Below are 13,447 nucleotides of genomic sequence, written 5' to 3'. Positions count from 1 at the left end.
TCACGTGTCCGAGCAGCACACTCCACGGTCCCTGATCGTCACCTTCTACGGCGCCTACGGGCGCGCGGCCCCCGGCCCGGTGCCCGTCGCCGAGCTGGTCAGGCTCCTCGCCCCGGTCGGCGTGGACGCCCCGTCCGTGCGCTCGTCCGTGTCCCGGCTCAAGCGGCGCGGGCTGCTCGTCCCGGCGCGGACGGCCGCGGGCGCGGCGGGGTACGCCCTGTCGCCGGACGCGCGCCAGCTCCTGGAGGACGGCGACCGGCGCATCTACGCCTCTCCCCCGGCCGCGCGGCAGGGCGGCGGCTGGGTGCTCGCCGTCTTCTCCGTGCCGGAGTCCGAGCGCCAGAAGCGGCACGTGCTGCGCTCCCGTCTCGCCGGACTGGGCTTCGGTACGGCCGCTCCGGGGGTGTGGATCGCCCCGGCGCACCTCTACGAAGAGACCCGGCACACCCTGGAGCGCCTCCAACTCGCCTCGTACGTCGACCTGTTCCGGGGCGAGCACCTGGGCTTCGCGGCGACGGCGGACGCGGTGGCCCGCTGGTGGGACCTGTCCTCCATCGCCAAGGAGCACGAAGTGTTCCTCGACCGGCACGAGCCGGTGCTCAGGGCCTGGCAGGGGCGGACACGGACCCCGCCGGAGGAGGCGTACCGCGACTATCTCCTCGCCCTGGACTCCTGGCGCCGGCTGCCGTACGCGGACCCGGGGCTGCCGGGGGAACTCCTGCCGGAGGGGTGGCCCGGCGACCGGTCCGCCGAGGTGTTCACGGCCCTCGACGGACGGCTGCGGGACGCGGGGGCGCGCTTCGTGACGCCGGACAGCGCCTGAGACGTCAACTCCTCAGCTTTAGGCGGGGCTTGGGCGCGTCCGTGCGTCCCGTCTGCGGGCGGCGGCTGCCTGCCCCGTACTGCTGGGGCCAGGCGACGCCCGGTCCCGCGTACCCCTGCTCGGCCGCCGCGTGCAGCGTCCAGTGCGGGTCGTACAGGTGCGGGCGCGCGAGCGCGCACAGGTCCGTACGGCCCGCCAGGATCAGGGAGTTGACGTCGTCCCAGGAGGAGATGGCGCCGACCGTGAGGACGGGGACGCCGGTTTCGTTGCGGATGCGGTCGGCGAACGGCGTCTGGTAGGAGCGGCCGTACGCGGGGCGCTCGTCGGAGATGACCTGGCCCGTCGAGACGTCGATCGCGTCGGCTCCGTGCGCGGCGAAGGCGCGGGCCATCTCGACGGCGTCGTCCGCGGTGGTGCCGCCGTCGGCCCAGTCGGTGGCGGAGATGCGGACGGTCATGGGTTTGCCGTCCGGCCACAACTCCCTTATCGCGTCGAAGACTTCGAGGGGGAAGCGCAGACGGTTCGTCAGTGAGCCGCCGTACTCGTCCGTCCTGCGGTTGGTCAGCGGCGAGAGGAAACCGGAGAGCAGATAGCCGTGCGCGCAGTGCAGTTCGAGGAGGTCGAATCCGCTGTGCTCGGCCCGGCGGGCCGCCGAGACGAACTGCTCGCGGATCTCGTCGAGTCCGGCCCTGTCCAGCTCGTGCGGGCGCTGGCTGTTCTCCTTGTACGGGAGGGGCGACGGCGCCACCAGCGGCCAGTTGCCGTCGTCGAGGGGGTCGTCGATGCCCTCCCACATCAGCTTAGTCGAGCCCTTGCGGCCCGAGTGGCCGAGCTGGACGCCGATCGCGGTGCCGGGCGCCTGCGCGTGCGCGAAGTCGGTGATCCGGCGCCAGGCGTCGGCCTGTCCTTCGGTGTAGAGCCCGGCGCAGCCCGGCGTGATGCGGCCCCGCTCGCTGACGCACACCATCTCGGTCATGACCAGGCCCGCGCCGCCGAGTGCCCGCGCGCCCAGATGGACGAGGTGGAAGTCGCCGGGGACGCCGTCCACCGCGGAGTACATGTCCATGGGGGACACGACCACGCGGTTGCGCAGGGTGAGTTCGCGCAGCCGGAAGGGCGTGAACATCGGCGGCGTACCGTCCGGGCAGCCGAAGTCACGCTCGACGGACTCGGTGAAGTGGGCGTCGCGCAGGCGGAGGTTGTCGTGGGTGACGCGGCGGCTGCGGGTGAGGAGGTTGAACGCGAACTGGCGCGCCGGCTGGCCGAGGTAGTCCGGAAGCCGCTCGAACCACTCCAGGCTCGCGCGGGCCGCGCGCTGCGTGGACTCGACGACGGGGCGGCGCTCCGTCTCGTACGCGGCGAGCGCTTCGGGGATGCCGGGCTGTTCCTCCAGGCAGGCGGCGAGCGCGAGGGCGTCCTCGACGGCGAGCTTCGTGCCGGAGCCGATGGAGAAGTGGGCGGTGTGCGCCGCGTCGCCGAGAAGCACCGTATTTCCGTGCGACCAGCGCTTGTTGACGACCGTGCGGAAGTTGATCCAGGCGGATTTGTTGCCGCGCAGGGTCCGGCCGCCGAGGGCGTCGGCGAAGATCTTGGCGCAGCGCTCGGTCGCATCGCGCTCGTCGAGCTCCGCGAACCCGGCCGCCTCCCACACCTCTTCGCGCATCTCGACGATGACGGTGGACTCGCCCCTCCCAGCAATCGAGAACGGATAGCCGTGCAGCTGCATCACGCCGTGCTCGGTCTCGGCGATCTCGAAGCGGAAGGCCTCGAAGGCGAAGTCGGCGGCGAGCCAGATGTAGCGGCAGCGGTGCGTCTCGACGCTCGGCCCGAAGGCTTCGGCGTGCGCCTCGCGCGTGAGACTGTGCACGCCGTCCGCCGCGATCACCAGATCGTACGCGGTGGAAAGCTCGGCGGCGGGGGGCGCCTCGGCACGGAAGCGCAGGTCGACCCCGAGCTCCCGGCACCGCTCGTGCAGGATGCCGAGCAGCCTGCGCCGCCCGAGTGCCGCGAAGCCGTGCCCGCCGGAGGTGTGCCGGCTCCCCCGGTGCACGATGTCGATGTCGTCCCAGCGCACGAACTCCGCCTGGAGCGCGGCATAGACGACAGGGTCGGCGTGCTCGATGCCGCCGAGCGTCTCGTCCGAGAGGACGACTCCGAAGCCGAAGGTGTCGTCCGGGGCGTTGCGCTCCCAGACGGTGATCTCGCGCTCCGGGTCGAGCCGCTTGAGGAGGGCCGCGGCGTAGAGCCCGCCGGGGCCACCGCCGATGACGGCGATGCGGTGCGCCTCGGGCGGCGTGGGCGGCATGGGCATCCGGGCGGCCCCGGCCACCTCGGCGGAGCTGCCCGGCCCGCCGTGCGCGGACCGCGTGGCGGGCGGCGGCCCCTCGCCCCGCATCGGCAGCCCGCTCCCTTGCGTCTCACCCATGCTCATCGCCCCTGCCACTTGGGCGGGCGCTTTTCCGTGAACGCCGCGTGGAATTCCTTGTAGTCCTCGCCGGTCATCAGGAGTGCCTGGGTCGCCGCGTCCAGCTCCACCGAGGCGGCGAGCGGCATGTCGAGTTCGGAGGTGAGCAGCGCCTTGGTCTGCGCATACGCGAGGGCGGGTCCTTCGGCGAGGCGGCGGGCCAGGGACTGTGCGGCCTCGGGGGCCTTACCCTCGTCCGTCAACTCGCTGATGAGGCCGATCCGTTCGGCCTCGGGGGCGCGCACCGGGTCGCCCAGCATGAGGATGCGGGTGGCGTGGCCGAGGCCTACGACGCGGGGCAGGAGGTACGCCGCGCCCATGTCGCCGCCCGACAGACCGACCCGCGTGAAGAGGAAGGAGAACCGCGCCGAGGGGTCCGCCACGCGGAAGTCCGAGGCGAGGGCGAGCACGGCGCCCGCGCCCGCGGCCACCCCGTGCACGGCGGTGATCACCGGGAAGGGGCACTCGCGGATGGCCCGTACGACCTGTCCCGTCATGCGGTTGAAGTCGAGCAGCTGGGCGGTGTCCATGCCGAGGGTCGCGCCGATGATCTCGTCGACGTCACCGCCCGAGCAGAAGCCGCGCCCCTCCCCGCCGAGCACCAGGGCGCGTACGGACTTGTCGCGGGACAGCTCGGCGAGGAGATCGCGCAGGTCGGCGTAGGCGCCGAAGGTGAGCGCGTTCAGTTTGTCGGGGCGGGCGAGGGTGACCGTGGCGACCCCGTCGTCCACCTCGAAGCGGAGGTGCTGCCAGTCGGGGGTGCGGGGGGCGGAGCCGGTGAAGGGACTCATGACGACGTGCGGCCTCCTCGGTGGGGCGGCGGCGGTCTGCCTCTTGCTACGTCTTGCTGCCTCGTGAGGTTCTCTCTGCCTTTCGAAGCTATCACTCATCCGTGACTGTCGTCACGAGCGCGCGATAGACCACCCGATAGGCCCGCTTCACAGCCCAGCTCCACCAAGGGCCGGACGTCCCGGAAATGCCCGACCGTCGACCCTGTCGACATAACGCTTAAGATTCGTACGGTTGAAAGCAGGATCGCCTGCTGCCCTGAACGGACCCGCCTTGCACGAACCTCCCGCTCCTGCCTCGTGGCGCATCGCGCTGCCGCACACCACAGCGGCCGTACCGATCGCCCGCGCACTGGTGCGTACAGCGCTCATGGATATCGAGTCGTCCGCCGACACCGATACCGCCGAGCTGCTCACGGCGGAGCTGGTGGCCAACGCGGTGGAGCACACCTCGGGGCAGGACCCGATAGAGCTCGTCATCGAGCTCCTGCCGACCGGCTGCCAGGTCGAGGTCCACGACTCGAACCCGATGCCGCCCGGCGATCTCACCGACCCGGCGCCGATGAGCGAGCCGGACCCCTGGCAGGAGCACGGGCGCGGCCTGCTCCTGATCCGCACCCTCAGCTCGTCCTGCGGTCACCGCCCCACCGACTCCGGCAAGGCGGTCTGGTTCACACTCCCCGCGGCGTAGGCGAATCGGCCTCCGCGGCCTTGCCGAGCCGGGAGTGACGGCGCCCGTACAGCGCGTACACCAGGGAACCCACGACCAGGAACACCGCGAACTGCACCCACGTCGTCCAGCCCGTGCCCCAGATCAGGTAGAGGCAGAAGCCCACGCCCAGGACCGGGGTCACCGGGTACAGCGGCACCCGGAAACTGCGCTTCAGCTCCGGCGCCGAGCGGCGCAGCGCGAGCACCGCGACATTCACCACGACCATGATCGCCAGCGTGCCGATCGTCGTCAGGTTGACCACCACGTCGAGCGACGAGAAGGCGGCGGGGACGGCGAAGACCGCGGCGACGATCCAGGTGTTGGCGACCGGCGTAGACGTCTTCGGCGAGACGCGCTCGAAGACGCGCGGGATGAGCCCGTCGCGGGACATCGACATCAGGATGCGGGTCTGGCCGTACATCACGGCGAGCACGACGGATGCGATGGCCACGACCGCGCCGAAGGCGATGATGCCGCCGCCCACGGACGAGTCGGTGACCTGGTTGACGACCAGCGAGAGCGCGGCGGGCTTGTCGGCGACCGCGTCCGCGCCCAGCGCGCCGATCGCTCCGAGGGCGACGGCGACGTACAGCAGTGTGGCGACGCCGATGCAGATCAGGATGGCGATGGGGATGTTCCGCCGGGGGTTCTTGACCTCTTCGCCCGCCGTGGTGATCGCGTCGAAGCCGATGAACGAGAAGAAGGCGAGCGAGGCGCCCGCGGTGATGCCGGAGGCTCCGGCGCCCGCGAAGGGGCTGAGGTTGCCGGCCTTGAACGCGGTGAACGCGATCGCGAGGAACAGCAGCAGGATCCCGATCTTGAGCATGGCCATGGCGGCCGTCGCCCGCGCGCTCTCGCGGATACCGCGTACGAGGAGGACCGCGGCAAGGAGGATCACGACCACGGCGGGCAGGTTCACGACGCCGCCCTCGCCCGGACCGGCGGAGAGCGCGTCGGGCAGGTGCCAGCCGGTGAGGCTTTCGAGCAGCTCGTTCAGGTACTGGCTCCAGCCGACCGCCACGGCGGAGACGGAGACGCCGTACTCCAGGAGCAGGCACCACCCGACGAGGAACGCGGTGCGCTCGCCGAGCGAGGCGTACGCGAAGGAGTACGAGCTGCCGGAGACCGGGATCGCACCACCGAGCTCGGCGAACGAGAACGCGGTGAAGATGCAGGTGACGGCGGCCAGGAAGTACGAGACGGCGACCGCGGGGCCCGCCTCGGCGACGCTGTCGGAGAGGCCGACGAAGATGCCGGTGCCGACGATCGCGCCGACGCCGAAGCACACGAGCTGGAACAGGCCCATGGTGCGCTTCAGGCCGTGGCCTTCGAGGTCGGCGCCCGATTCGGCGACGAGGAGTTCGGGGGACTTGATGCGGAGTCCTGCCGGACCGGTCGTGCGCATGCGGTGGTTCTCATTTCGGTGGTGCTGTGCGAGCGGCGGGGTGGGCCGCAAAGAGGCGGGGCCGGGGGAAGGTGTTCCCCGGCCCCGCCCGTGTGAGCTTCCAGGTGTCAGGCGAGCGTGGCGACGAGGATCGCCTTGATGGTGTGCAGGCGGTTCTCGGCCTCGTCGAAGACGACGGAGTGCGCCGACTCGAAGACCTCGTCGGTGACCTCGAGAGAGCTTAGACCGTGCCGGGCGTGGATCTCGCGGCCGACCTGCGTGCCCAGGTCGTGGAAGGCCGGGAGGCAGTGCAGGAACTTCACGTCGGCGTTGCCCGTGGCGCGCAGGACGTCCATGGTCACGGCGTACGGCGCGAGCGCCGCTATGCGCTCGTCCCAGACCTCCTTGGGCTCGCCCATGGAGACCCAGACGTCGGTCACGACGAAGTCGACGCCCGCGACGGCCTCGGTGACGTCCTCGCTGAGCGTGATCCGGGCACCGCTGCTCTCGGCGAGCTCGCGCGCCCGGGCGACGATCTCGTCGGCGGGCCAGTAGGCCTTGGGCGCGACCATGCGTACGTCCACGCCGAGGAGCGCGGCGGTGATCAGGTACGAGTTGCCCATGTTGTAGCGGGCGTCACCGAGATAGGCGAAGGCGATCTCGGTGAGGGGCTTCGCGCTGTGCTCGGTCATCGTGAGCACGTCGGCAAGCATCTGGGTGGGGTGCCAGTCGTCGGTCAGGCCGTTGTAGACGGGAACGCCCGCGTGGGCGCCGAGCTCCTCGACCGTCGACTGGGCGGCGCCGCGGAACTCGATGGCGTCGAACATCCGGCCGAGCACCCGTGCGGTGTCCTTCGCGGACTCCTTGCTGCCGATGTGCGATCCGGCCGGGTCTATGTACGTCGTCGACGCACCCTGGTCGGCGGCCGCGACCTCGAAGGAGCAGCGCGTCCGCGTGGAGGACTTCTCGAAGATCAGCGCGATGTTCTTGCCGCGCAGACGCTGCGTCTCCGTCCCCGCCTTCTTGGCCGCCTTCAGCTCGGCGGCGAGCTCGATCAGGCCGCGGAACTCCTCGGCGGTGAAGTCCAGCTCCTTGAGGAAGTGGCGGCCGGTGAGGTCGATGGCCATGATGGCGCTCCAGGGGTACGCATACGGGGACACTGGAAGTGTATACGACGCTACACATTTCTATACAGGCCCATTCTCGCGCAGGCCCGGCCGTCCCGCACTGGCTCAGTCGTCCCTCACTGTTCAGTCGACGGCATCCCGCTGCACCGGACAGCTCATGCACCGCGGACCGCCACGGCCCCGCCCCAGCTCGCTGCCCAGGATCTCGATCACCTCGATGCCCTCCTTGCGCAGATGTGTGTTCGTGGTCGAGTTCCGTTCGTACGCCACCACGACGCCCGGCTCGACCGCGAGCACGTTGCAGCCGTCGTCCCACTGCTCGCGCTCGGCCGCGTGCACGTCCTGGGTGGCCGTGAGGACCCGGATCCCGGGCAGCCCGAGGGCCGCCGCGATCGCCCGGTGCATGTGCTCGGGCGGATGGTCGGTGACCTTCAACTCCCGCCCGTCGTCGCCGGGTTCGATGGTGTACGAGCGGAGCATGCCCAGGCCCGCGTACTGCGTGAAGGTGTCGGCGTCGACCATCGTCATCACCGTGTCGAGATGCATGAACGCGCGTCTCTTCGGCATGTCGAGGGCCACGATCGTCTGCGCGGAGCCCGCGGCGAAGAGCTTGTGCGCGAGCATCTCGACGGCCTGCGGCGTGGTGCGCTCGCTCATGCCGATCAGGACCGCGCCCCTGCCGATCACCAGGACGTCGCCGCCCTCGATGGTGGAGGGGTAGTCCGACTGCCCCTGGGACCACATGTGGAATTCCTCGGCCCGGAAGAGGGGGTGGTGCTGGTAGATCGCCTCGAAGTGCACGGTCTCGCGCTGCCGCGCCGGCCAGCGCATCGCGTTGATGGAGACGCCGTCGTAGATCCACGCGGAGGTGTCGCGGGTGAAGAGGTGGTTGGGCAGCGGGCCGAGCAGGAAGTCGTCCAGGTCCATGCAGTGGAAGCGCACGGACGTGGGCTCGGGGTGGCGCTCCAGGTACTCCCGCTTGGTCATCCCGCCGATCAGCGCGTCGGCGAGCTCGGCCGACGGCATGGTCTCGAACGCGGCCCGCAGGTGGTCCGTCGCCAGCGGACCGTACTCCTTCTCGTCGAAGACCCGGTCGAGGACGAGAAGGCGCGCGCCGGGCACGTCCATGGCCTCGGTCAGCAGGTCGCCGAAGAGGTGCACGACCACCCCGCGGTCGCGCAGTACGTCGGCGAATCCGTCATGTTCCTGGCGCGCCCTGCGGACCCACAGGACGTCGTCGAAGAGCAACGCGTCCTTGTTGGACGGGGTGAGCCGCTTGAGCTCCAGATCGGGGCGGTGCAGTATCACGCGGCGCAGCCGCCCGGCCTCGGAGTCGACATGGAATCCCATGGAGTCCATCTTTCCCCTGCCGGACGGCCGACGCCCGCTGTTGCCCAAAGCCGTCGCTCTCGCCTACAGCCTGGGGTCCACCGGCTCCGACTCCAGGGCCAGGACCGCGAAGACCGCCTCGTGCACCCGCCACAGCGGCTCGCCCGCCGCGAGACGGTCAAGGGCTTCGAGCCCGAGCGCGTACTCACGGATCGCGAGCGAGCGCTTGTGGCCGAGGAAGCGGCCGCGCAGCTTGTCGAGGTGGTCGGGGCGGGTGTACTCCGGGCCGTAGATGATCCGGAGGTACTCGCGTCCGCGGCACTTGATGCCGGGCTGCACGATCCGGCCCTTGCCGTCCCTGACCAGCGCCTCGACCGGCTTGACGACCATGCCTTCGCCGCCGCGGCTCGTCATCTCCAGCCACCAGTCGATGCCCGCCTGAACCGACGCCTCGTCGCCCGTGTCGACATAGAGCCGCCGGGTGGTCTGGAGCAGGCCGGTGCCGTCGTGCTCCACCATGCGGTCGATCAGGGCGAGCTGTCCGTCGTGCGGAAGCGCGGCAAGGCTGCGGCCCTGGACGGCCAGGATCTGGAACGGCGCGAGACGCACGCCCTCCAGGCCCTCGGTCGGCCAGCAGTAACGGCGGTAGGCGTCCGTGAACGCGGCGGCGTCCACGGCGCGTTCGCGCTGCTTGGCCAGCAGGCCCCCGGTGTCCACACCGCGCGCCGTGGCCGCTTCCAGGGCGGCTATCGCGCCGGGGAAGACGGCCGCCGACGCGGCGCCCACGGCCGCGTACTGCGAGCGGAGCAGGCCGGACGCCTTCAGCGACCAGGGCATCAACTCCGCGTCGAGCAGCAGCCAGTCCGTGTCGAGCTCCTGCCACAGGCCCGCCTCGGTGACGGCGGTGCGCACGCGGCCCAGTATCTCCTCGGTGACCTCCGGGTCGTCGAAGAAGGGGCGGCCCGTACGGGTGCAGAGCGAGCCGGTCGGCCCGTCCACGCCGAAGCGCTCGCGGGCCACGTCCGCGTCACGGCACACCAGGGCCACGGCGCGCGAGCCCATGTGCTTCTCCTCGCACACGACCCGGGCGACCCCGTCCTTGGCGTACGACGCGAAGGCCTCGGCCGGGTGCTCCAAGTAGCCCTCGCGCTGCGAAGTCGCGGTGGGCGCCATCGTCGGCGGGAGGTACGGAAGCAACCGCGGGTCGACCGCGAAGCGGCTCATGACCTCAAGGGCCGCCGCCGCGTTCTCCTCGCGCACGGCGACGCGGCCGGCGTGGCCGGTCTCCACGGCGCGGCGGCCGTGCACGTCGTTCAGGTCGAGCGGCCGTCCGTCGTGACCGCCGGGCGCCTCCGTGCGCAGCGGCCTGGCCGGCTCGTACCAGACCTGCTCCGCCGGTACGTCGACCAGCTCGCGCTCCGGCCAGCGCAGTGCGGTGAGCCTGCCGCCGAACACGGCGCCGGTGTCCAGGCAGATGGTGTTGTTCAGCCAGGTCGCGGTCGGCACGGGAGTGTGGCCGTAGACCACGGCGGCGCTGCCACGGTAGTCCTCCGCCCACGGGTAGCGCACGGGCAGGCCGAACTCGTCGGTCTCGCCGGTCGTGTCGCCGTACAGCGCGTGTGAGCGCACCCGCCCCGACGTACGCCCGTGGTACTTCTCGGGCAGACCCGCGTGGCAGACGACGAGCTTGCCGCCGTCGAGGACGTAGTGCGAGACGAGGCCGTCCACGAACTCCCGCACGCTCGCCCGGAATTCGTCGCTCTCGGCGCCCAACTGCTCGATCGTCTCGGCGAGTCCGTGGCTGTGCTGGACCTTGCGGCCCTTGAGGTAACGGCCGAGCTTGTTCTCGTGGTTGCCCGGTACGCAGAGTGCTGTGCCGTCGGCGACCATCGACATCACGCGGCGCAGGACGCCCGGGGAGTCGGGGCCGCGGTCGACGAGGTCGCCCACGAACACGGCCGTACGCCCTTCGGGGTGCGCGCCGTCGACGTAACCGAGCTTGCCGAGCAGCGTCTCCAGCTCGGCGGCGCAGCCGTGGATGTCGCCGATGATGTCGAAGGGGCCCGTGAGGTGCGAGAGGTCGTTGTAGCGCTTCTCGGTGGCGATGGTGGCGTTGTCGACCTCCTCCACGCCCTTGAGGACGTGGACCTTCCTGAAGCCCTCGCGCTCCAAGTGCTTGAGTGAGCGCCGCAGTTCACGCTGGTGGCGCTGGATGACGCGGCGCGGCATGCCGGCCCGGTCGGCGCGCTGGGCGTTGCGCGCGGCACAGACCTCTTCGGGTACGTCGAGGACGATGGCGATGGGCAGCACGTCGTACTGTCTCGCAAGCTCGATCAGCTGCTTGCGGCTCTCGCTCTGCACGTTGGTCGCGTCGACGACGGTGCGGCGGCCCGCGGCGAGGCGCTTGCCCGCGATGTAGTGCAGCACGTCGAAGGCGTCGCGGCTCGCGGCCTGGTCGTTCTCGTCGTCGGCGACGAGGCCGCGGCAGAAGTCGCTGGAGAGTACTTCGGTGGGCTTGAAGTGCTTGCGGCCGAAGGTGGACTTGCCGGAGCCGGTGGCGCCGACGAGGACGACGAGGGAGAGGTCGGTGACGGGCAGCACGCGTCCCGCGCGTATGGCTTCGGTACTGGTGCCGGTTTCCTGCGTCATGCTGCCTGCACCTCCTTCGTGGTCTTGAGATTCGCGTCGTTCTGGTCGCTCTTGTCGTTTTTGTCGCTCTTGTCGGCCTGCGTGAACACGGCCATCTGGGTCGGCGGCCCCACCTCGGGGTCGTCGTCGCCCACAGGCACGAACTCCACGCCGTACCCGTGCCGTTCGGCCACCTGCCCGGCCCAGCCGCGGAACTCCTCGCGCGTCCACTCGAACCGGTGGTCACCGTGCCGGACGTGCCCGGCGGGGAGCGTCTCCCAGCGGACGTTGTACTCGACGTTCGGCGTCGTCACGAGCACGGTGCGGGGCCGCGCGGAGCCGAACACCGCGTACTCCAGGGCGGGCAGCCGCTCCTCGTCGAGGTGCTCGATGACCTCGCTGAGCACTGCTGCGTCGTACCCCTTGAGCCGCTTGTCCGTGTACGCGAGCGAGCCCTGGAAGAGCTTGACGCGCTCGGCCTGCCGCTCGCCCATGCGGTCGAGCTTCAGCCGCCGCGACGCGATGGTCAGCGCCCGCATCGACACATCGACACCGGCGATCTCGGTGAACCGCGTGTCCTTGAGCAGCGCCTGCACCAACTGGCCCTGCCCGCAGCCGAGATCGAGCACGCGCCCGGCACCGGCGCCGGTCAGCGCCGCGAGAATCGCCTCACGCCGCAGCACGGCGAGCGGCACGGGCTTCTCCTCCGTGTCGCTCTCCTCGTCGACCGCGTTGTCGAGGTCGTCGACGTCCGTGTCGTCCGCGTCGGCGAGCCGCACCAGTTCAAGGCGCTGCATGGCCTCCCTGGTCAGCGACCAGCGCCGCGCCAGATAGCGGCTGGTGATGACCTTCTGCTCCGGGTGGTCCGCGAGCCAGCCCTCACCGGCACGCAGCAGCTTGTCGACCTCGTCCGGCGAGACCCAGTAGTGCTTGGCGTCGTCGAGCACGGGGAGGAGGACATAGAGGTGCCGAAGCGCCTCGCCCAGCGTCAACTTTCCGTCCGGGACTTCGAGTACGAGGTGGACGTACCGCGATTCGCCCCACTCCGGGAACTGTTCGTCCAGCGGAATCCGCGTCACCGTGGCCGTCCAGCCCAGCGGCTCGAACAGCTTGCGCACCAGCTCCGCACCGCCACGCGCGGGCAGCGCCGGCACCTCGATACGCAGCGGCAGCGGCTGCCCCGCCCGCTCGGGCCGCGCGTTGCACACCCCGCGCATCGCGCTGGAGAACACCGCGCTCAGCGCCACGGCGAGCAGCGACGAAGCGGCGTAGGGCCGGTCGTTCACATACTGCGCGAGCGCCGCGTCGGGCGCCCCACCCCGGCCCTTCCCCTTCCCCCGCCGCACCAGCGCCACGGGGTCCACCTCGAGCAGCAGCGCGGCGGTGCAACGCTCCACGGACGCCTCGGGGTAGAGGACGTGCGCGGTGCCGTAGGACGTGGAGAACTCCTGCGCCTTGTCGGGGTGCTTGTGCAGCAGGAACCCGAGGTCGGTCGCGGGGCTGTCAGGGGTACCGGAGGTACTGATCGTCAGGAACACGGGTATGCCTCGAAACGCCATCTGAACTGCGGAAACTTACGGTTGCGGCTCCAGCGCGCCTTTAGACCGTACAGCGAACACCCCTGAGTCACTCAGGGGTTTTCGCTCCCCCTGGATCTCCCTCTGGGTCTCCCCGGGATCCGGCTCAGCCCTCAACCCAGCCGTGGCTCTTGCCGTGTTGCACCAGTTGCTCGCGGAGCTGCTTGATCTGCTCACCGGTCATCCACGGAGCCGCGCCGAGCAGCAGCTCGGTCACCTCGAACGAGTACTCCGCGACGCTGAGCACATCGCAGGTGGGCTCCTCACCGTCGTCGAACCCCGCGGCGGACGCCTGGATCGACGGAGGCACCTGAGCCCTGCCGCCCGCGAACGGCGGTGCCGTCGGCGCCTGCGCACCCTTGGGGAGACGGACGGACGATGCCTTGGGGCCGCGCTCGCCCTCCTCGATCTCGAACTCGACCCGCGCCCCCGTATACACCAGAGGCTCCGGAATCAGCAGGTCGTTGGCGTGCAGGAACACGTCTTCCCCACCATGCTCCGGGGCGATGAACCCGTACCCCCGCGCGCCGTCGAACCGGACAACCCTGCCAGCAACCATCTCGACCCCTACCCCTACACCATCTCCGGGCCCCTCGCCCGGACAGCCAGTGCCGA

General features: G+C 70.7%; 10 protein-coding genes. 2 read left to right on the top strand and 8 right to left on the bottom strand.

Features of this window, described 5'->3' with window-relative positions:
* Positions 1–4 precede the first annotated feature (4 nt).
* Positions 5–823 (top strand): PaaX family transcriptional regulator, encoded by an 819-nt coding sequence (locus tag ACWGI2_RS00850; protein WP_453692831.1) that lies wholly within the window; start codon positions 5–7, stop codon positions 821–823.
* 4 nt (positions 824–827) lie between these two features.
* Here ACWGI2_RS00850 and ACWGI2_RS00845 read toward each other — a convergent pair whose 3' ends face one another.
* Entirely contained in the window at positions 828–3,134 is a 2,307-nt protein-coding gene (locus ACWGI2_RS00845) for a bifunctional salicylyl-CoA 5-hydroxylase/oxidoreductase (RefSeq protein ID WP_453694613.1), read from the bottom strand.
* Positions 3,135–3,250: 116 nt separating this feature from the next.
* Positions 3,251–4,078, bottom strand: coding sequence for an enoyl-CoA hydratase family protein (locus tag ACWGI2_RS00840; protein ID WP_393480627.1), 828 nt, complete (start codon positions 4,076–4,078; stop codon positions 3,251–3,253).
* 256 nt (positions 4,079–4,334) lie between these two features.
* Between ACWGI2_RS00840 and ACWGI2_RS00835 the strand changes: the two genes are divergently transcribed.
* Positions 4,335–4,766, top strand: coding sequence for an ATP-binding protein (locus tag ACWGI2_RS00835; RefSeq protein ID WP_453694612.1), 432 nt, complete (start codon positions 4,335–4,337; stop codon positions 4,764–4,766).
* Here ACWGI2_RS00835 and ACWGI2_RS00830 read toward each other — a convergent pair.
* The 6 genes from ACWGI2_RS00830 to ACWGI2_RS00805 form a co-directional block, all read right to left on the bottom strand.
* A complete protein-coding gene (locus ACWGI2_RS00830; protein WP_453692828.1) occupies positions 4,747–6,192 on the bottom strand; it encodes an amino acid permease in 1,446 nt (481 codons plus the stop codon). The genes ACWGI2_RS00835 and ACWGI2_RS00830 overlap by 20 nt on opposite strands.
* 107 nt (positions 6,193–6,299) lie before the next feature.
* Complete coding sequence (argF, locus tag ACWGI2_RS00825; protein WP_453692826.1) at positions 6,300–7,298, bottom strand: ornithine carbamoyltransferase; 999 nt, start codon at positions 7,296–7,298, stop codon at positions 6,300–6,302.
* A gap of 123 nt (positions 7,299–7,421) precedes the next feature.
* Positions 7,422–8,648: an arginine deiminase gene (locus tag ACWGI2_RS00820; protein ID WP_453692824.1), complete on the bottom strand. Its 1,227-nt coding sequence runs from the start codon at positions 8,646–8,648 to the stop codon at positions 7,422–7,424.
* Positions 8,649–8,711: 63 nt separating this feature from the next.
* Positions 8,712–11,276: a polynucleotide kinase-phosphatase gene (locus ACWGI2_RS00815; protein WP_453692822.1), complete on the bottom strand. Its 2,565-nt coding sequence runs from the start codon at positions 11,274–11,276 to the stop codon at positions 8,712–8,714.
* Positions 11,273–12,793, bottom strand: coding sequence for a 3' terminal RNA ribose 2'-O-methyltransferase Hen1 (locus ACWGI2_RS00810; RefSeq protein WP_453692821.1), 1,521 nt, complete (start codon positions 12,791–12,793; stop codon positions 11,273–11,275). The genes ACWGI2_RS00815 and ACWGI2_RS00810 overlap by 4 nt, the downstream gene beginning before the upstream one ends.
* 145 nt (positions 12,794–12,938) lie before the next feature.
* A complete protein-coding gene (locus ACWGI2_RS00805; protein WP_453393936.1) occupies positions 12,939–13,391 on the bottom strand; it encodes a cold-shock protein in 453 nt (150 codons plus the stop codon).
* Positions 13,392–13,447: the final 56 nt, after the last annotated feature.

This window comes from Streptomyces sp. NPDC054866 (genome assembly GCF_053610745.1).
This window is presented reverse-complemented; position numbering and strand designations above follow the sequence as displayed.

Excerpts from the sequence above, each read along its gene's own strand:
- ACWGI2_RS00830 (WP_453692828.1), bottom strand. The coding sequence starts at position 6,192 with ATGCGCACGACCGGTCCGGCAGGACTCCGCATCAAGTCCCCCGAACTC.
- ACWGI2_RS00845 (WP_453694613.1), bottom strand. The coding sequence starts at position 3,134 with ATGCCCATGCCGCCCACGCCGCCCGAGGCGCACCGCATCGCCGTCATC.
- ACWGI2_RS00840 (WP_393480627.1), bottom strand. The coding sequence starts at position 4,078 with ATGAGTCCCTTCACCGGCTCCGCCCCCCGCACCCCCGACTGGCAGCAC.
- ACWGI2_RS00820 (WP_453692824.1), bottom strand. The coding sequence starts at position 8,648 with ATGGGATTCCATGTCGACTCCGAGGCCGGGCGGCTGCGCCGCGTGATA.
- ACWGI2_RS00815 (WP_453692822.1), bottom strand. The coding sequence starts at position 11,276 with ATGACGCAGGAAACCGGCACCAGTACCGAAGCCATACGCGCGGGACGC.
- ACWGI2_RS00805 (WP_453393936.1), bottom strand. The coding sequence starts at position 13,391 with ATGGTTGCTGGCAGGGTTGTCCGGTTCGACGGCGCGCGGGGGTACGGG.
- argF (WP_453692826.1), bottom strand. The coding sequence starts at position 7,298 with ATGGCCATCGACCTCACCGGCCGCCACTTCCTCAAGGAGCTGGACTTC.